Genomic DNA, 17,731 nt, shown 5'->3' on the forward strand with positions numbered 1-17,731 from the left:
GATGGCGCCATTACAGACACCCCAGAACCATAAGAAAGGAATCCACATGAGCCTGCACCTGATCATCGGCGATAAAGATCTATCCTCCTGGTCCATGCGCGGCGCGCTCGCCCTGGCACTGACCGGCGCGAAGTACACCGAAGAGCTGGTCAGGCTCGACCAACCCGACACCCGTGAGAAACTGCTCAAGTATTCGGCCACGGCCAAGGTCCCGTTGCTCAAGACCGAATTTGGCGTGATCGCCGATTCCCTGGCGATTGCCGAATACCTGGCCGAGCAGTTTCCGGATGCCGGTCTCTGGCCCAAGGATGTGGCCGCCCGGGCCCAGGCACGCTCGGCCTGTGCGCAAATGCACAGCGGTTTTTTCGCTATCCGCAGCAACATGCCGTTTGACCTGTTGCGCGATGCGCCATTGTCGCCCGTGCCGGCTGACGTCCAGGCGGAAATCGAGCGGCTGCTGGCGCTGTGGGCCGAATGCCGTGCCGCGGCAACCGAAACCGGCCCCTACCTGTTTGGTCGCGTCAGCCTGGCCGATGCGTTTTTTGGCCCTGTTGCCGTGCGCTTGCGCACTTATCAGGTGGCCCTGTCGGAGGTCGATGCGGCCTACGTCGAAACCCTTTATCAATGGCCGGCGTTCAAGGCGTGGCAACAGGCTGGCCTGGAGGAAACTGCGCGGTGAAACGAGTTCATGTGGCGGCGGCGGTCATTCGCGATGCCGCCGGCAAAATCCTGATCGCCCGACGGGCCGACACCCAGCACCAGGGCGGCCTGTGGGAATTCCCTGGTGGCAAGGTCGAGGCCGATGAGTCCGTCGAAACCGCCCTGGCCCGTGAACTTCATGAGGAGCTGGGCATTGTCGTCGATGCCGCCCGGCCGTTGATCAAGGTGCGCCACGATTACCCGGACAAACAGGTGTTGCTGGATGTCTGGGAAGTCTCGGCGTTCACCGGCCAGCCCCACGGCGCCGAAGGGCAGCCGTTGGCCTGGGTGACGGCCCGCGACCTGCCGAACCATGAGTTTCCAGCGGCCAATCAGCCGATTGTCGCGGCGGCTCGTTTACCGGGTGAATACCTGATTACCCCTGATGGCCTGGAGACGCCGGCCTTGCTGCGCGGCATGCAGAAGGCGATCGCTGGCGGGATCAAGTTGGTCCAGCTACGTGCCCCCAACGGCTACGACCCGCAATACCGCGACCTGGCGGTGGATGCGGCGGGGTTGTGCGCCGGCAAGGCCCAACTGATGCTCAAGGGGCCGTTCGAATGGCTGGGGGACTTTCCCTCCGCAGGTTGGCATATCACCGCAGCACAATTGCGCAAGCATGCAGCGGCCGGTCGAACGTTCGGCAAGGATCGCTGGCTGGCGGCCTCCTGTCATAACGCCGAGGAATTGGCTTTGGCGCAGCAGATGGACGTGGATTTCGTGACGCTCTCGCCGGTGCAACCGACCCAGACTCACCCTGATGCCCAGCCCTTGGGATGGGCAGAAGCCGCTCGGTTGATCGACGGTTTCAACAAGCCGGTCTATCTGTTGGGTGGGGTAGGGCCTGGCGAACGGCAAAAAGCCTGGGAAGCCGGGGCGCAGGGTGTGGCGGGGATTCGGGCGTTTTGGCCTGAAGCTTGATTCTGTGGTGAATGGGCAGGCCTCATCGCGAGCAGGCTCGCTCCCACAGGGGGAACTCCGCAGAGCCAGTGTGGGAGCGAGCCTGCTCGCGATGGGGCCCTGACAGGCGACTCATTCAGCTCCCAGGCTTGACCGCCGCCTCCCACAACACCTCCGCCACTCCCTGGCGCCGGGCAATCACCCGCGCCGCGACAAACAGCAGGTCCGACAAGCGATTGATATAGGCCAACCCCGGTCCAGCCAATGGCTCCACGGCGTTCAAGTGCTGGCAACGGCGCTCGGCGCTGCGGGCCAGGCTGCGGCAGACGTGGGCCTGGGCTATCAACGTCGAGCCACCGGGCAGGATGAAGTTTTCCAGGGGGCCCAGTTCCTCGTTCCACACATCGATCGCCGCTTCCAGCCGCTCGATTTCCGCCGCGTTCAACGCCTGGTACGCCGGCATCGCCAGTTCGCCACCCAAGTCGAACAGTCGATGCTGGCAAGGCCCCAGCACATCGCTGACCTCCTTCAGGCCCGGGTACCGGGCCGTTTCAGCGGCGAGCCCGGCCAGCAACAACCCCAGCTGACTGTTCAGCGTATCCACTTCGCCGATGGCCTCGACCCGTGGGTGGTCCTTTGCCACGCGGCGACCATCGCCCAACCCGGTTTCACCTTTGTCGCCGGTGCGGGTGTAAATCTTCGACAGGCGAAAGCCCATGCTCAGCGCTCCAGTTGTTTGTTTTCCTGCGCCACCATCGAGGTGCCCGCCAGGGGTAGGCGCAAGGTAAAGCAGGTGCCTTGGCCCGGCGCCGACTGCACTTCCATCTGGCCCTTGTGGTTATTGGTGATGATGAAGTACGAGACCGACAACCCAAGGCCGGTGCCCTGGCCGATCTCCTTGGTGGTGAAGAAGGGTTCGAAGGTGCGCTTGCGCACGTTCTCGCTCATGCCGATGCCGTTGTCCTCGACCTGGATTTCCGCCCACGGCGGATTCAACCGCGTACGCAGGATGATGCGCCCTGGCTCGCTGTCGTCCTGGCGTTGGTGGATCGCCTGGGCGGCGTTTTTCAGCAGGTTGAGCAGCACCTGTTCCAGCTCGTTGGCGGTGCCGGGCACCGGGCCCAGGTTCGGATCGAACTGACGGATGATCGCCTGGCCCTTGAAGTCGAAGCCGATCGCCAGGTCGAAGTCGTTACCGGCGATTTCCACCGCCTGGTCGATCAGCGCCGGTAGGTCACAGGGCGCCATCTGCCGTGTGCTGCGGCGGCTGAAGCTGAGCATGTGGGTGACGATTTTCGCGGCCCGGGCGCCGGCCTGCTGGATGCCGTCGAGCAACTGCGGGATCTCCCGGCTTTCCAGGTAGCGGTTGACCACCGGCAGTTCGATCCCCAGTTGCTCGGCCTGTTCGAGGTTCTTCGGCAATTCCGGCGACAGGCGCCGGCGGATGTTCTGCACGTTGTGCAGGATGGCGCCCAGAGGGTTATTGATCTCATGGGCCATGCCCGCCGCGAGGCCGCCGACCGAGAGCATTTTCTCCGATTGCACCATCATTTCTTCCAGCGACAGGCGTTGGGTGATGTCATCGATGCGGATCACCACGCCCCGCCCGGCGCCGCCCATCAGTGGGTAGAACGTGAGGGCGTAATGCCGGGCTTCGTCGTCCTTGGTCCAGGTGACGCGCTCGATCTTGGCGACCGTATGTTGCTCGACGGTCTGTTTGAGCTGGGGCAAATACGGCTTGAGCGGTTCGAAGGCGAGGAAGATCGGCTGGTTCAGGGCCTCGTCCAGGCGCGTGCCGGAGAGGGCGCTGGCCTCCTGGTTCCATTGGGTGACGTAGAGCTGTTCGTCGAGGGCGATCAGCGCTGACGGCATGGAGTCGATGATGCTGTTGAGGTAATTCTGAAAGCCCGTGAGTTTTTTCTCGATCTTGCTGCGCACCTGGACTTCCAGTTCCAGCTTGCGATTGGTATGGCGGGTTTCTTCCGCCAGGCCCTGGGCCTGGTCGTAGGCGGCCTGGGAGTCGTCTCGCGCGCGCTTGAGTTGCTGCTCGCGGGCTTCGATCCGCGACAACATGGTGTTGAACGCCTCGGCCAGGCTACCGATCTCATCGTGATTGCCGCGTGCGGCGCGCAGGGAATAGTTCTCCTCGCGAGTGACCTGGCGCGAGAGTTCTTCGAGTTGATGAATCGGCTGGGTGATCAGGCGTTTGATCTGCTGGGCAATGATCAGCCACAGCAATACGCTGAAAATCAGGATGCCGAGGCTGGCGGTCAGGGTGCCGGTGTAGAACGCGGTTGGCAGTTCGCTGCTGGCCACCAGTAACAGATGGCCCGGCAGCGTGCCGGGACGGGGCAGGGTGATGACCTGGTTGCTGCGAAATTCGTTCGCCTGCCAGGCTTGTATATTGCGGTAATGCTCCGGCAGCTTGAGCTTTTCGCCCTGTTGCAGTTGGGCCAGGCGTTCACCTTGGCCGTCGTACAGCGCCGCCGCCCGTAGCGGTGCGTAGCTGTTGAGCTCATCGAGCAGGCGCTGGGCACTTTGCGGCGATTGCAGGGCGTCGGAGATCAGGCTCGGGTTGGCCACCAGCCGGCCAATGGTCTGCAGGGCCTGGGGCGCCATGCTTTCCTGGGATATGTAGTAGGCGGCGCTGATAAAGGTCAGGTTGGCCACCAACAGGACAGTGGTCAACAACACCAACAGAGCGGCCAGCAGTTTCTGGCCGACCGGGAGGTTTTCAAGGCGCTGGCGCAATGGCATCAGACTCGTCGCTTAGAAGGAACACGAGGGCCAGCGTAGCCGCTGCTCAGTCGCTGGGCAATCCGAGGTTGTGCAAGTGGACAATCAGTCGCTGGCGCAGTTGTTCCAGGTGCGGCACGGTCAGCTCGTGGCGTTGGGCGACCTTGCAGGCGTAACCGAGCAGGTAGCTGATTTCGGTGCGACGCCGATTGCTGACGTCCTGGTACATCGATGAGTAGTTGGCGGCGGTGGCCTGGATCACCCGTTCGACTTCCGGCTGCAAGTCTTCGGCTGCCGCGGGCTGGCCGCAACGTTCGAGCAGGTCCGTGAGCTCCGCGCACAGGGTCGCCACTTCGCAGCGGTGTTCCTGCAAGCCGCCGTTCTTGCAGTGGTGCAGCACGGTCAGCGGATTGATTGCACAGTTGAGCGCCAGTTTGCGCCAGAGCCGGGTGAGGATGTCGGCGCTCCATGCGTGGGGAATGCCGGCGGCGGCCAGGTCGTCCAGCCAGAACGGCGCCACTGGATGGGCAGGGTCGCCGAGCCAGGTGTAGCCGTGGCCGGCGAATACCACGCGCCAGTCACCGTCGCGGAACGCGCCTTCGGTGCTGGAGGCGCTGATGCACCGGGCCTGGGGCATACAATTGGCCACTGCGTCCTGGCTGCCGAGGCCATTCTGCAACAGGATCAGTTCCGATTCGTCGCCCAGGCGATGGGCCACCGAGCTCACGGCCGCTTCCGCGTCGTAGGCCTTGCAGGCCAGCAGCAGGCGCTTGATCGGCTCCGGGCTGTCTGCCGTTTCACCGGGTATCGGGTAACACTGCGCCTGTCCCTGTTCCACCAGCGTCAGGCCACCGGCGTTTCGGTACGCCTGCAAGCGGGCGTCGTTGCGCAGCACCAGCCGTACCGGCAACCCGGCCCGGGCCAGGCGCGTGGCCCACAATGTGCCGAGACTGCCGGCACCCAGGACATGCCAGGTGGTGGACATCAGTTTTTTACTCGGATTGGCGCAGGCATCTGAGGGCTCGCAGTGTCGGCAGGAAAAGAGCCGTTATAATGAGCCCGATTTTAACCACAAGCCAAGCGCGCGCCGTTGTCACTGGCGCGCCTTTTTATTTGGAGAACACTACATGCCGTCATTCGACGTGGTATCCGAACTGGACAAACACGAAGTCACCAACGCGGTTGAAAACGCCGTCAAGGAACTCGACCGTCGTTATGACCTCAAGGGTAAGGGCAGTTTCGAGTTCAAGGAAAAGGACCTGACCGTGAACCTGACCGCCGAGGCCGAGTTCCAGCTGGAGGCGATGATCGAAATCCTCAAACTGGCGCTGGTCAAGCGCAAGATCGACGTGCAGTGCCTTGAGGTCAAGGACGCCTACGCCTCGGGCAAGCTGATGAAGCAGGAAGCCGTACTCAAGGAAGGCATCGACAAGGAGCTGGCGAAGAAAATCGTCGCTCACATCAAAGATGCCAAGCTCAAGGTGCAAGCCGCCATCCAGGGCGAGCAGGTGCGCGTTACGGGCAAGAAGCGTGACGACTTGCAGGAAGCCATCGCGGCACTGCGCGGCAAGGAATTCGGCATGCCACTGCAGTTCAATAACTTCCGCGATTGACCCACATTTGTTGTGTATAGCCGTGGCGAGGGGGGATTTATCCCCGCTGGGCTGCGTAGCAGTCCCAGAACAGTCACCTCAATTTGTCTGATCCAACGAGTTGTCTGGTTTCAGGGCTGCTACGCAGCCCGGCGGGGATAAATCCCCTCGCCACAATGTGTTTCGATTGGTCTTTTTTCGCGGTAACAGGAATAAGGAGAGGTAGATGGACTTGAACGCTGAAGTGGACAACCTGGTCAAGGCTTCCCAGACCTGGATCCCCATGATCATGGAATATGGCAGCCGTGTGCTGCTGGCGGTCATCACCCTGGCCATCGGCTGGTGGTTGATCAACAAGGTGACGCAGAAACTGGGTGCGTTGCTGGCCTTGCGTAACGCCGACCTGGCACTGCAAGGGTTTATCAGTACCCTGGCCAACATCATCCTGAAGATATTGCTGATCGTCAGTGTCGCCTCGATGATCGGTGTGGAAACCACTTCGTTCGTCGCGGCCATTGGTGCGGCCGGCCTGGCGATTGGCCTGGCCTTGCAAGGCAGCCTGGCGAACTTCGCCGGCGGCGTGCTGATCCTGCTGTTCCGCCCGTTCCGTATCGGTGACTGGATCGAAGCCCAGGGTGTGGCCGGTACAGTCGACAGCATCCAGATCTTCCATACGGTATTGCGTACCGGTGACAACAAGACCGTCATTGTGCCGAACGGCAATCTGTCGAACGGCATCATCACCAACACCAATCGCCAGCCGACCCGCAAGGTCGTGTTCGATGTAGGCGTGGATTACCAGGCCGACCTGCAAAAGGCCCGGGAGGTGTTGCTGGAATTGGCCAAGGATGAGCGCGTGCTGACTGATCCGGCACCTGAAGCGGTGATTTCCACCTTGGGTGACAGTTCCATCACGGTGTCGCTGCGCATTTGGGTCAAGACCGCGGACTACTGGAACGTAATGTTCATGCTCAATGAGCAGGCGCGAGATCGTTTGAAGGATGCGGGGATTGATATTCCGTTTCCACAACGAGTGATTCGGGTAGTTCAGGAATCGACCTCGGCGTAATGCTCGAATGGTTGTTGTTTGACCTTTAGGTCAGGCCTTGCGTAAAAAGTTGATCCAATAAAAAAGGCCCATCCGAAGATGGGCCTTTTTTTGATTACCGCAAACTGACTTTCGGCAATTACAGAACCGAAATCGGGTAGTCGACGATCAGGCGGAACTCTTTGACGTCGCCTTCAGTTTCGTCGGCGTTAGCGTAGTGCCAAGCTTGACGAATGCGGAAGGAAAGATCTTTGGCCGGGCCAGACTGAACAACGTACTTGGCTTCGAAGTTGGTTTCGTTATGTTTGCCATTGTCGCCGTAACCCAAAGCGGCGTATGGGCTGCTGGCGTCCACTTTGCTACCGTCGATATCCCAACCTTTAACGTAACGGGTCATGAAGCTCAGACCAGGAACGCCGTACTCAGCCATCTTCAGGTCGTAACGGATCTGGGCAGATTTCTCGTTAGGTGCGTTGAAGTCGGAGTACTGGATGGAGTTGGCGAGGAAGATCGAGTCGCCACCGCGGTTGGTGGAACCGCTGTGACCACCTACGCCGATGTAGTCGAACGGCGTGTCACCGTTGATTTTCTGGAAGGCGACGGTGATGGTGTGCGCTTTCAGGAACGAGAAAGCAGCGGCCAGGGAGAACGCGGTGTTGCTGATGTCACCGGCTTTGGAACTGCCGGTGTCGGTGGTACGGTAGATGTTACCGTCCAGGTTCAGCGACTGATCGCCACCCATTGGGATGGTGTAGTTCAGGTTACCGTAGTACTGGTTCCAGATGTCTTCCAGCTGGGCACCGTAGAGCGATGCGCTCAGGTTTTCGGTGATGGCGTATTTACCACCAGCGTAGTCGATGGTGTTGGCTTCTACGCCGGCATAGGTTGCATACAGGCCGCCGTTACGAGCATTTTTGTCCTGGCTGGTTGCCGAGTAGAAGTGACCGGCTTCGAGGTCCAGGTCTTTGACTTCGCTGCTCTGCAGTTGGAAACCGCTGGCAGTTTGAGGCAGGACGCGGGAACCACCTACAGCGAACACTGGAGCAGTGCTTGGCTGCATGTCACCGACTTTCAGCTCGGTCTTGGAAACGCGGAATTTGACTGCTGCACCCGCTTTACCCTGGCTGTCGTTGACGTCGCCATCGGCATCGCGGCTCATGTTGCCAGTGCCGCCAGTGCCGTCGCCACCGTCCAGCTTGACTGCCAGGTAGCCAAACGCATCAACGCCGACGCCTACGGTACCTTGGGTGTAGCCGGAGCTGAAGTTGCCCCAGATACCTTGGGTCCAGTCTTTCTGGTCGGTTGAGCCGTCTTTGCGATCACGGTTGAAATAGTAGTTGCGAAGCAGCAAGTCGAACTTGGCGTCTTCAACAAAACCTTTGGCTTCAGCCTGGTCACTTACGAAAGGTGCGGCCGAGGCCATTTGAGTACTGGCTGCTGCTGCAACGGCCAGTGCGATCATGCTCCACTTCATCACGCGCATCGTGATTTGCTCCTTTGGTTTTAGAAGAGTACTGCCGTCCCACCTGTTTTATTATCTGGGCGGCTCTTTCTTTTTGTGTCGGCGCAAACTTATATCACGCCGACCCTATTGGCGATACTTGCCCATGTAACCTTTCAGCTTCTTTACGACCATGTCGCCAATGGCTCGATCCATGTCGCATTTCAGCTGATCCGACGCAACCGTATTCACAACTTTAATGTTGTTTTTCTTTTCCGGCATCGGTGTAAAGAGTCCGTCATTACCGCGCTTGAAGCTCCTGAGGGCAGCCTTGCCACTTTAATTTGTATGTCTGAAAGGTCTCGCTTCCGGCGAGGCCTTTCAGGCGATATGGGGATGAATGCAACAAGCATGCTCAAACCCGAATTTCGTTTACATTTTTTTCACATTTTACCGCTTGTCGTGGTGAAACCTCATGAAACCGGGCTCCAAAGGCCTTGTTTTAAATAGGGTTGACTGCCGTGCGGCTCTCGTGTTTGGCATCGGCAAACGTCGCGAGACAACCCAAAACGTTACCGGTTCACCCTACCCAGTGAGTAAATCACGGATACTTTGTGCACTGAGCGTAGACGCACTGTGCTGTTTTGGTGCAAAAATTTTTCAAGCTGTACGAAAATCTTACAGCTGCGCCGCTTTGCCCGAGCCCTGGCGCGGTCCTGTCAGGGCTGTGTCGTGCCGCTTGCGCTGTGTTGGTGCGCCAGCTTGCACGGGTTGATGCCAGGCGTTGAAAAAAACATTCGAAGTGCGCCATCGAGGCGCTACGCAGTGATCGATCCGGCGTTCGGGGTTATGCTGCTAGCCTGTGTCCGGTACAGGCCTGCGGGTCGTTGCGCCGGGCAGAATCAATAACGAGGAGTACGCGCGGTGTTTGCCTTAGATCCACGACTGCAACAAGACACATTGCCCATCGGCGATTTCCCGTTGTGCCGGTTGCTCTTGTCCAATGACTCCAACTACCCGTGGTTCATCCTCGTACCGCGGCGAGAAAATATCAGTGAATTGTTTCAGTTGGATGACGCCGATCAATTGCAGTTGTGGAAAGAAACCACGGCATTGGCCGAAACCCTCAAGGATTCGTTCGATGCCGACAAGATGAACGTTGCAACCTTGGGTAACGTCGTCAGTCAATTGCATATGCATGTCATCGTGCGCAAGCGTGATGATGCCGCCTGGCCTGCGCCGGTCTGGGGCAAGCACCCGGCCCAGCCTTATAATGAAGAGCAGGTGATTGCCATTCGTGAGCGCTTGCGCGTGGCCCTGGCCGATGATTTCAAGTTTCTGGAGGGCTGAACCATGAACCTCGAAGAACGAGTAACCGATCTGGAAAGCCGCCTGGCCTTTCAGGATGACACCATCCAGGCGTTGAATGACGTGCTGGTGGAGCAACAGCGAATTGTCGAGCGTTTGCAACTGCAAATGGCGGCGTTGCTCAAGCGTCAGGAAGAAATGGCCGGGCAGTTCGAGTCTTTCGAAGAAGAGGCGCCGCCCCCTCATTACTGACCTGGCCGATTGGCAGGCAATAAAAAACCGCGAGCAGCCAGGCTGCATCGCGGTTTTTTTACGCTTGGATCAGCGGCGCGGCAGCGCGGCGATCACATCTTCGGCCTGCAGGCCCTTGTCACGGTTCATGACGGAGAACTCCACGCGCTGGCCTTCCACCAGGACGCGATGGCCTTCGCCACGAATGGCCCGGAAATGCACGAAAATGTCATCGCCGGAGTCGCGGGAGATGAAGCCGAACCCTTTGGAGGTGTTGAACCACTTCACCGTACCGGTATCGCGGTTGGACATGTCGTAGTTCTGCGCTGCGGCGGCCGGCGAGGACTTCTTGTAGAAGCTGACGGCCAGGTGCAGTGCCACGGCGAGCAGTGCTGCGCCCAGGCTGAACAGAATGGCCGGTTGACCGCCGATTTCCGGCATAGGCGCCAGCAGGGCCAGGGTTTGCAGGGCAACGGCCAGCACCAGCAGGGCGCTGACCAGATTTTGCAGTTGATGACGTGGACCTTTGTTCCAGTAAGGGATAACCGGTGCGAGGGTCAGGTTGAGCAGGCCGAAGAAGGCCAGGTACAGTGCGTCGGGGTGTTGCAGGTAAGGTGTGGCTTCGGAACCCAGGCTAGGGATGAAGGACAGCAGCAGGGCAGCTGCGCCCATTAGCAAGTGGACGATTTTCAACATTTTGATTGGCTCACGGTTAAGACAGATCACAAGGAAGAGCTGGTCGGGGGCGGTTCGCTTCGAAACAATGAGAGGCGTTGGACACGTACCCGAATCAGCCTATGCGCTACGCCCGGGAAAATAAGCGTAGCGACACACTGCCTATTTAACAGCAAAGCCCCGGCCTTCTCAAACTCGTTACGGGCGCGTACCGCGCTGTTCGTCGGCCAGGAAAGACCGCAGGTGCTTGAAGGTGCCAGGCAAACGGCGTTGAATTCCCTGGGGGGGGCGGAACCGCCCGCTGTCCCTGCTTGTCGGTTCAGGAGGGCTGGCGATCTGTCGCAGGCCATAGGCGGCCAAAACCACTAGAGTTTGGGGCGTTGTCGAATTCATCACCGTCAGGAGATCAACCAACATGGCAATTGATATCGGTATCAGTGAAGAAGACCGCAAATCCATCGTCGACGGGCTTTCGCGCCTGCTGTCGGACACCTATGTGCTGTATCTCAAGACCCACAATTTCCACTGGAACGTCACGGGGCCGATGTTTCGGACGCTGCACCTGATGTTCGAGGAGCAATACAACGAGCTGGCCCTGGCGGTGGACCTGATCGCCGAGCGAATCCGCGCCCTGGGCTTTCCGGCCCCGGGTGCCTACTCGGTGTACGCGCGCTTGTCTTCCATCAAGGAAGAGGAAGGCGTGCCTGGCGCCGAAGACATGATCCGGCAACTGGTCGAGGGCCAGGAAGCGGTGACGCGTACGGCCCGTGGCATCTTTCCTTTATTGGACAAGGTCAGTGATGAGCCCACCGCCGACCTGCTGACCCAGCGTATGCAGGTTCACGAAAAGACCGCGTGGATGTTGCGCGCGCTGCTGGAGGGCTAATAAACCCCAGGCAGGTGATGACGCGGTGTGGGCAGTATTCCCTGCCCGTGGCGTGTAGGACGGCGTAATTCGTCGCCTGCCTGCTGTTGGCTTGTCCTACGTCCATGGTCATAAAGTCGTCTGGAACTGGCCATGCCGTTGAGCTTCCATAGAGCCACAGATGGGTTGTCCCAACTGAAAGGCTCGTATGGCAAAGGAGTGTCAACGGTATGATTCAAGGAAAAGAACCGGGGGAAGGTGTGCATGGACGATTGCAGTCCATCAGCGTCGATCCATTCGTCAGGGGATTCGATATGCAGTTGGCCCGTCCCCTGGCCCGATCCATTCGTCTGAACGGGTTCGCCACCTGTCTGCGGCTGGAGCAGGTCTATTGGGATATCCTCGGCGACATGGCCCAGCTCAACAGCTGTTCCATCAGTGCGTTGCTGTCCCATGTGGACAGGGAGGTGCACCTGCGCCATGGCGGCGTGCGCAATTTCAGCGCGCTGGTGCGTGTGGTTTGCGTGGTGCACAGTTTGAAGGACACCGCGTTGGAGGTCGCGGGCAATCATTGACGGGGTACCTGCCCGGTTGATGGCTGGGCCGGACCGCAAACGGCCTGTGCGCTTACGGCTGCACAGGCCGCATTTAATGGATATAATCCCGCTCTTTGCCGCAAAGCCCAGCCTTTGCGCGAGTAACCTGATCGCCGAGACAACCCCATGCCGATGTACGACTATCAATGTGCTTCCTGTGGTCATCAGATGGAAGCCATTCAAAAGATCAGCGCGGCACCGCTGGTCGACTGCCCTGCCTGCCAGGCGCCGGAACTGAAAAAGATGCTGTCCATGCCTGGTTTCCGCCTCGGTGGCACGGGCTGGTACGAAACCGACTTCAAGACCGGCGCCAAGAAAAACCTGGCCGGTGGCGACAAAGCTGATTGAGTTGAACACGCGCGAGTTCTTGCACGGGCAGGGCCTCCAACCGAATTTCGAATTACGAGAAGTGAAACCACTACCATGATGCGCAGCCATTATTGCGGCCAACTGAACGAAAGCCTGGAAGGTCAGGAAGTTACTCTTTGCGGATGGGTCCATCGTCGCCGTGACCATGGCGGGGTGATTTTCCTCGATATCCGTGATCGTGAAGGCCTGGCCCAGGTGGTGTTCGATCCGGATCGCGCTGAAACCTTCGCCGTCGCCGACCGCGTGCGCAGCGAATACGTGGTCAAGATCACCGGCAAGGTGCGCCTGCGCCCGGCCGGCGCCAGCAACGCCAACATGGCGTCTGGCATGATCGAAGTGCTGGGCTACGAGCTGGAAGTACTCAACGAAGCGGAAACCCCGCCGTTCCCACTCAACGAATACTCCGATGTAGGCGAAGAAACCCGCCTGCGCTACCGCTTCATCGACCTGCGTCGCCCGGAAATGGCCGAGAAGCTGCGTCTGCGTTCGCGCATGACCACCAGCATCCGCCGCTACCTGGACGAGAACGGCTTCCTCGACGTCGAGACGCCGATCCTGACCCGCGCCACGCCGGAAGGCGCCCGCGACTACCTGGTGCCGAGCCGTACCCACCCCGGCAGCTTCTTTGCCTTGCCGCAATCGCCACAGCTGTTCAAGCAACTGCTGATGGTGGCCGGGTTCGATCGCTACTACCAGATCGCCAAGTGCTTCCGCGACGAGGACCTGCGTGCCGACCGTCAGCCTGAGTTCACTCAGATCGACATCGAGACCAGCTTCCTCGACGAAAAAGACATCATGGGCCTGACCGAAGGCATGATCCGCAACCTGTTCAAGGAAGTGCTGGGCCTGGAATTCGGCGAGTTCCCGCACATGACCTTCGAAGAGGCCATGCGCCGCTACGGTTCCGACAAGCCGGACCTGCGTAACCCGCTGGAACTGGTGGACGTGGCCGATCAGCTCAAGGACGTCGAGTTCAAGGTGTTCAGCGGCCCGGCCAACGACCCGAAATGCCGTATCGCGGCCCTGCGTGTTCCAGGCGGCGCCAGCATGCCGCGCAAGCAGATCGACGACTACACCAAGTTCGTCGGCATCTACGGTGCCAAGGGCCTGGCGTACATCAAGGTCAACGAGCGCGCCGCCGGTGTGGATGGCCTGCAATCGCCAATCGTGAAGAACATCCCTGAAGCCAACCTCAATGTGATCCTCGATCGCGTGGGCGCGGTTGACGGCGACATCGTGTTCTTCGGTGCCGACAAGGCCAAGATCGTCAGCGAAGCCCTGGGCGCGCTGCGTATCAAGCTGGGTCACGACCTGAAGCTGCTGACCTGCGAGTGGGCGCCGATGTGGGTCGTTGACTTCCCGATGTTCGAAGAAAACGACGACGGCAGCTTCTCCGCGCTGCACCACCCGTTCACCGCGCCGAAGTGCTCGCCGCAAGAGTTGGAGGCCAACCCGGCTACCGCTCTGTCGCGCGCCTACGACATGGTCCTGAACGGCACTGAATTGGGTGGCGGTTCGATCCGCATCCATCGCAAGGAAATGCAGCAGGCAGTGTTCCGCCTGCTGGGCATCAGCGAAGCGGAACAGGAAGAAAAGTTCGGCTTCCTGCTCGATGCCCTGAAGTACGGTGCGCCGCCCCATGGTGGCCTGGCCTTCGGCCTGGACCGCCTGGTGATGCTGATGACCGGCGCCCAGTCGATCCGTGAAGTGATCGCATTCCCGAAAACCCAGAGCGCGGCCGATGTCATGACCCAGGCGCCGGGTGTAGTGGATGCCAAGGCGCTGCGCGAGTTGCACATCCGTCTGCGTGAACAGCCAAAGGCTGAGTAAGGCTGGCACCTGAGAGGGCGCATCTTCGGATGCGCCTTTTCATTGGGGTCGATATTTCTGATTGTCGGCCACTGCGTACGCGCAGGGGCGGGCAATGTTCCAAAGAGAAACCGGAGCGAGTTATGGCAGGTCATTCCAAGTGGGCGAATATCAAGCACCGCAAAGAACGTCAGGATGCCAAGAGAGGCAAGATCTTCACCAAGTGGATCCGTGAGCTGACGGTCGCGGCCCGCCAGGGCGGCGGCGATCCGGGCTCCAACCCGCGCTTGCGCCTGGCCCTGGACAAGGCGCTGGGTGCGAACATGAGCCGCGACATCATCGACCGTGCCATCGCCCGTGGCGCCGGTGCGACCGAGGCCGACAACGTTGAAGAGCTGACCTACGAAGGTTATGGCCCAGGCGGCGTGGCGGTGATGGTCGAATGCATGACCGACAATCGCAACCGTACTGCGGCCGCTGTGCGTCACGCCTTCAGCAAATGCGGCGGCAACCTGGGTACCGATGGCTCGGTGGCCTATCTGTTCGAGCGCAAGGGGCAAATCAGCTTCGCGCCAGGCATCGATGAAGACGCCCTGACGGAGGCGGCCCTGGAGGCCGACGCCGATGATGTGGTCAGCCATGAAGACGGTTCGTTCGACGTGTTCACTTCGTTCGCCAGCTTCTACGCCGTGCGTAATGCCCTGGAAGCGGCTGGGTTCAAGCCGGCCGACGCGGAAATCGTCATGCAACCGACCACCAGCGCCGAGCTGGACCTGGAAGGTGCCGAGAAGGTGCTCAAGCTGATCGATATGCTTGAAGACCTGGACGATGTGCAGAACGTTTATTCCAACGCCGATATTCCGGAGTCGGTGGCTGAACAGCTGGGCTGATAGGTGTAATGCTGCTCACTTAAGGTTTGGTTTGAAATCATCGTGGCGAGGGGAGCTTGCTCCCGCTGGAGTGCGAAGCGCTCCCAAAAAAGGTCTGCTGCGCAGCCCAGCGGGAGCAAGCTCCCTCGCCACGGATTCACTGCAAGCCTTTGATGAGCTGTATCCTCTTGCAACCGCATTACCTTTCGCAGGCGCTATGACTTTAATCCTTGGCATCGACCCCCGGTTCGCGCATCACCGGCTACGGCGTGGTTCGCGACACCGGGCGCGGCTGCGTGTATGTGGCGTCTGGCTGCATCCGCACCGGTGCGGGTGAGCTGCACGAGCGCCTGCAGATTGTTTATCGCGGCGTGCGTGAGGTTATCCAGACCTACGGCCCAGTCACCATGGGCATCGAAAAGGTCTTCATGGCGCGCAACGCCGACTCGGCCTTGAAGCTGGGACAGGCCCGGGGCGCGGCAATCGTGGCCGGTGCCGAGGAGGCCCTGGAGATTGCCGAATACACCGCGACCCAGGTCAAGCAGGCGGTCGTTGGAACAGGGGCGGCGAACAAGGAACAGGTGCAAATGATGGTCATGCATCTGCTGAAGCTGGTCAGCAAGCCGCAGATCGATGCCTCCGACGCCCTGGCCATCGCCATTTGCCATGCCCATACCCGTTCCAGTCTGTTGCCTCACGGCCTGGGAGCCGCACGCAGTCGTGGCGGGCGCCTGCGTCTCTGATAGCATCAGCGCTTCATTCATGAACCCGAGTAAGTTGTGCCTGTGTCGTCGGCCTTTATGCTCGTGTTGATATTCGCCAGCCTGCGGGCTGGCCAGCACCCAAGGATCTGAAACGTGATTGGACGCTTGCGCGGCACCCTGGCTGAAAAACAGCCGCCGCACCTGATTCTGGATGTAAACGGCCTGGGCTATGAGCTGGAAGTGCCCATGACCACGCTGTATCGCTTGCCGTCGGTCGGCGAGCCACTGACCCTGCACACCCATTTGGTCGTGCGCGAGGATGCGCAGTTACTCTATGGCTTCGTCGGCAAGCGCGAGCGGGATTTCTTCCGCGAGCTGATCCGTCTCAATGGCGTCGGCCCGAAACTGGCCCTGGCCTTGATGTCGAGTCTGGAAGTCGACGAACTGGTGCGCTGCGTGCAGTCCCAGGACACCTCGGCCCTGACCAAGGTGCCGGGTGTGGGCAAGAAAACCGCCGAGCGCCTGCTGGTTGAACTCAAGGATCGCTTCAAGGCCTGGGAGGCCGTGCCGGCGATGTTCGCCCTGGTGCCGAACCAGCCCGACGCGCCTATGCCTGCGGTCAGCGCCGAAAACGATGCGGTCACCGCACTGATCTCCCTGGGTTACAAGCCGCAGGAAGCCAGCAAGGCGATTTCCGCCATCAAGGAAAAAGGCCTGAGTACGGAAGACATGATTCGTCGTGCCCTGAAGGGAATGATTTAAGTGATTGAAGCTGACCGTCTGATCGCCGCCACGGGCGCCCCCCGTGACCGCGAGGAAATCCAGGACCGCGCGATTCGTCCTGTCAGCCTGGCCGATTACATCGGTCAACCGACTGTGCGCGAACAGATGGAGCTGTTCATCCAGGCGGCCCGGGGGCGCAGCGAGTCCCTGGACCACACCTTGATCTTCGGCCCGCCGGGCCTGGGCAAGACCACCCTGGCCAACATCATTGCCCAGGAAATGGGGGTGTCGATCAAGAGCACGTCCGGGCCGGTCCTTGAACGGCCGGGTGACCTGGCGGCGCTGCTGACCAATCTCGAACCCCATGACGTGCTGTTCATCGACGAAATCCATCGGCTGTCGCCCATCGTCGAGGAAGTGCTGTACCCGGCCATGGAAGACTTCCAGCTCGACATCATGATCGGCGAGGGGCCGGCCGCGCGCTCCATCAAGCTCGACCTGCCGCCTTTTACCCTGGTGGGTGCCACCACCCGTGCCGGCATGCTGACCAATCCGCTGCGCGACCGTTTCGGTATCGTCCAGCGCCTGGAGTTCTACAGCAACGCCGACCTGGCGACGATTGTCAGCCGCTCGGCGGGTATCCTCGGGCTGCCGCTGGACCCGGACGGTGCCTATGAAATCGCCCGGCGTGCCCGGGGAACGCCGCGGATCGCCAACCGGCTGTTGCGTCGGGTCCGGGATTTTGCCGAAGTCCGGGCCAAGGGCCACATCACCAAGCCGATTGCCGACCTGGCGCTGAACCTGCTGGACATCGACGAGCGTGGCTTCGATCACCAGGACCGGCGCCTGCTGCTGACCATGATCGAGAAGTTCGACGGTGGCCCGGTAGGCGTGGACAGCCTGGCGGCGGCCATCAGCGAAGAGCGCCACACCATTGAAGATGTGCTGGAGCCGTACCTGATCCAGCAGGGCTACATCATGCGTACCCCTCGTGGGCGCGTGGTGACCCGTCATGCTTATCTGCATTTTGGCTTAAACATCCCGACACGAATGGGTGAGATGCCGGTGGTAGACGAATTCCTCGATGCCGTGGACGATTGAACGAGCTCTGTACGCCGACTTTTTTCCGGTTCGTGCTGTCCCAGACGACGCCTGGAGCGTCAATG

18 protein-coding genes and 1 pseudogene are annotated in these 17,731 nt (G+C 60.3%); 14 read left to right on the forward strand and 5 right to left on the reverse strand.

All coding sequences use genetic code 11. The features are described 5' to 3' along the window. Positions 1-46 precede the first annotated feature (46 nt). Positions 47-679: a glutathione S-transferase family protein gene (locus GN234_RS24755; protein WP_176689212.1), complete on the forward strand. Its 633-nt coding sequence runs from the start codon at positions 47-49 to the stop codon at positions 677-679. Next, positions 676-1,620 (forward strand): Nudix family hydrolase, encoded by a 945-nt coding sequence (locus tag GN234_RS24760; RefSeq protein ID WP_176689213.1) that lies wholly within the window; start codon positions 676-678, stop codon positions 1,618-1,620. The genes GN234_RS24755 and GN234_RS24760 overlap by 4 nt, the downstream gene beginning before the upstream one ends. Before the next feature lie 115 nt (positions 1,621-1,735). Here GN234_RS24760 and GN234_RS24765 read toward each other — a convergent pair whose 3' ends face one another. From GN234_RS24765 to GN234_RS24775, 3 genes are read right to left on the reverse strand one after another with little or no spacing between them, the layout of a single operon-like run. Further along, positions 1,736-2,317, reverse strand: coding sequence for a cob(I)yrinic acid a,c-diamide adenosyltransferase (locus tag GN234_RS24765; protein WP_109753798.1), 582 nt, complete (start codon positions 2,315-2,317; stop codon positions 1,736-1,738). Positions 2,318-2,319: 2 nt separating this feature from the next. Next, complete coding sequence (locus GN234_RS24770; protein WP_109753799.1) at positions 2,320-4,356, reverse strand: sensor histidine kinase; 2,037 nt, start codon at positions 4,354-4,356, stop codon at positions 2,320-2,322. 46 nt (positions 4,357-4,402) lie between these two features. Continuing rightward, positions 4,403-5,320, reverse strand: coding sequence for a putative 2-dehydropantoate 2-reductase (locus GN234_RS24775; RefSeq protein WP_116833330.1), 918 nt, complete (start codon positions 5,318-5,320; stop codon positions 4,403-4,405). Positions 5,321-5,462: 142 nt separating this feature from the next. Here GN234_RS24775 and GN234_RS24780 point away from each other — a divergent pair, with 142 nt between their 5' ends. Next, positions 5,463-5,948 carry a YajQ family cyclic di-GMP-binding protein gene (locus GN234_RS24780; protein WP_060740892.1) on the forward strand — a complete coding sequence of 162 codons (486 nt, stop codon included), beginning with the start codon at positions 5,463-5,465 and terminating at the stop codon, positions 5,946-5,948. A 205-nt stretch (positions 5,949-6,153) separates the two neighbouring features. After that, entirely contained in the window at positions 6,154-6,996 is an 843-nt protein-coding gene (locus GN234_RS24785; RefSeq protein ID WP_109753801.1) for a mechanosensitive ion channel family protein, read from the forward strand. Positions 6,997-7,114: 118 nt separating this feature from the next. Here the strand turns inward: GN234_RS24785 and GN234_RS24790 are convergent, their stop codons facing one another. Then, positions 7,115-8,458 carry an OprD family porin gene (locus GN234_RS24790; protein WP_176689214.1) on the reverse strand — a complete coding sequence of 448 codons (1,344 nt, stop codon included), beginning with the start codon at positions 8,456-8,458 and terminating at the stop codon, positions 7,115-7,117. A gap of 882 nt (positions 8,459-9,340) precedes the next feature. Between GN234_RS24790 and GN234_RS24795 the strand changes: the two genes are divergently transcribed. Both GN234_RS24795 and GN234_RS24800 read left to right on the forward strand, forming a co-directional pair. Further along, a complete protein-coding gene (locus GN234_RS24795) occupies positions 9,341-9,766 on the forward strand; it encodes an HIT domain-containing protein (RefSeq protein ID WP_109753803.1) in 426 nt (141 codons plus the stop codon). Between the two features lie 3 nt (positions 9,767-9,769). Beyond that, positions 9,770-9,976: a SlyX family protein gene (locus GN234_RS24800; protein ID WP_030140808.1), complete on the forward strand. Its 207-nt coding sequence runs from the start codon at positions 9,770-9,772 to the stop codon at positions 9,974-9,976. Positions 9,977-10,045: 69 nt separating this feature from the next. On the opposite strand, the gene GN234_RS30205 is transcribed toward GN234_RS24800, so the two are convergent. After that, entirely contained in the window at positions 10,046-10,651 is a 606-nt protein-coding gene (locus GN234_RS30205) for a cold-shock protein (RefSeq protein ID WP_003205048.1), read from the reverse strand. Positions 10,652-11,045: 394 nt separating this feature from the next. Here GN234_RS30205 and GN234_RS24810 point away from each other — a divergent pair, with 394 nt between their 5' ends. From GN234_RS24810 to ruvB, 8 genes and pseudogenes are all read left to right on the forward strand, one after another. Continuing rightward, positions 11,046-11,516 carry a Dps family protein gene (locus tag GN234_RS24810; protein ID WP_003205047.1) on the forward strand — a complete coding sequence of 157 codons (471 nt, stop codon included), beginning with the start codon at positions 11,046-11,048 and terminating at the stop codon, positions 11,514-11,516. Positions 11,517-11,725: 209 nt separating this feature from the next. Then, the gene (locus GN234_RS24815) at positions 11,726-12,070 is read left to right on the forward strand and encodes a ribbon-helix-helix domain-containing protein (RefSeq protein ID WP_163856987.1); all 345 of its coding nucleotides are present in this window, start codon (positions 11,726-11,728) and stop codon (positions 12,068-12,070) included. Positions 12,071-12,217: 147 nt separating this feature from the next. After that, entirely contained in the window at positions 12,218-12,439 is a 222-nt protein-coding gene (locus GN234_RS24820; RefSeq protein WP_003178589.1) for an FmdB family zinc ribbon protein, read from the forward strand. Positions 12,440-12,514: 75 nt separating this feature from the next. Next, a complete protein-coding gene (aspS, locus tag GN234_RS24825) occupies positions 12,515-14,290 on the forward strand; it encodes an aspartate--tRNA ligase (protein ID WP_109753805.1) in 1,776 nt (591 codons plus the stop codon). A 122-nt stretch (positions 14,291-14,412) separates the two neighbouring features. After that, positions 14,413-15,159 carry a YebC/PmpR family DNA-binding transcriptional regulator gene (locus GN234_RS24830; protein WP_134925567.1) on the forward strand — a complete coding sequence of 249 codons (747 nt, stop codon included), beginning with the start codon at positions 14,413-14,415 and terminating at the stop codon, positions 15,157-15,159. Between the two features lie 196 nt (positions 15,160-15,355). Next, positions 15,356-15,881, forward strand: a pseudogene (gene ruvC, locus GN234_RS24835) (crossover junction endodeoxyribonuclease RuvC). A gap of 114 nt (positions 15,882-15,995) precedes the next feature. Then, a complete protein-coding gene (ruvA, locus tag GN234_RS24840; protein WP_116833326.1) occupies positions 15,996-16,604 on the forward strand; it encodes a Holliday junction branch migration protein RuvA in 609 nt (202 codons plus the stop codon). Then, positions 16,605-17,666, forward strand: a complete 1,062-nt coding sequence (gene ruvB, locus GN234_RS24845; protein ID WP_109753807.1) for a Holliday junction branch migration DNA helicase RuvB — start codon at positions 16,605-16,607, stop codon at positions 17,664-17,666. It begins immediately after the preceding gene. Positions 17,667-17,731 lie beyond the last annotated feature (65 nt).

Source organism: Pseudomonas bijieensis (assembly GCF_013347965.1).
GTDB classification, from domain to species: domain Bacteria; phylum Pseudomonadota; class Gammaproteobacteria; order Pseudomonadales; family Pseudomonadaceae; genus Aquipseudomonas; species Aquipseudomonas bijieensis.

What these genes read in the sequence shown, in the direction of transcription:
- GN234_RS24815 (WP_163856987.1), top strand. Translation starts at nt 11,726, where the DNA reads ATGATTCAAGGAAAAGAACCGGGGGAAGGTGTGCATGGACGATTGCAG.
- GN234_RS24775 (WP_116833330.1), bottom strand. Translation starts at nt 5,320, where the DNA reads ATGTCCACCACCTGGCATGTCCTGGGTGCCGGCAGTCTCGGCACATTG.
- GN234_RS30205 (WP_003205048.1), bottom strand. Translation starts at nt 10,651, where the DNA reads ATGTTGAAAATCGTCCACTTGCTAATGGGCGCAGCTGCCCTGCTGCTG.
- GN234_RS24765 (WP_109753798.1), bottom strand. Translation starts at nt 2,317, where the DNA reads ATGGGCTTTCGCCTGTCGAAGATTTACACCCGCACCGGCGACAAAGGT.
- aspS (WP_109753805.1), top strand. Translation starts at nt 12,515, where the DNA reads ATGATGCGCAGCCATTATTGCGGCCAACTGAACGAAAGCCTGGAAGGT.
- GN234_RS24800 (WP_030140808.1), top strand. Translation starts at nt 9,770, where the DNA reads ATGAACCTCGAAGAACGAGTAACCGATCTGGAAAGCCGCCTGGCCTTT.
- GN234_RS24785 (WP_109753801.1), top strand. Translation starts at nt 6,154, where the DNA reads ATGGACTTGAACGCTGAAGTGGACAACCTGGTCAAGGCTTCCCAGACC.
- GN234_RS24790 (WP_176689214.1), bottom strand. Translation starts at nt 8,458, where the DNA reads ATGCGCGTGATGAAGTGGAGCATGATCGCACTGGCCGTTGCAGCAGCA.
- GN234_RS24830 (WP_134925567.1), top strand. Translation starts at nt 14,413, where the DNA reads ATGGCAGGTCATTCCAAGTGGGCGAATATCAAGCACCGCAAAGAACGT.
- GN234_RS24755 (WP_176689212.1), top strand. Translation starts at nt 47, where the DNA reads ATGAGCCTGCACCTGATCATCGGCGATAAAGATCTATCCTCCTGGTCC.
- GN234_RS24770 (WP_109753799.1), bottom strand. Translation starts at nt 4,356, where the DNA reads ATGCCATTGCGCCAGCGCCTTGAAAACCTCCCGGTCGGCCAGAAACTG.
- GN234_RS24780 (WP_060740892.1), top strand. Translation starts at nt 5,463, where the DNA reads ATGCCGTCATTCGACGTGGTATCCGAACTGGACAAACACGAAGTCACC.
- GN234_RS24810 (WP_003205047.1), top strand. Translation starts at nt 11,046, where the DNA reads ATGGCAATTGATATCGGTATCAGTGAAGAAGACCGCAAATCCATCGTC.
- GN234_RS24820 (WP_003178589.1), top strand. Translation starts at nt 12,218, where the DNA reads ATGCCGATGTACGACTATCAATGTGCTTCCTGTGGTCATCAGATGGAA.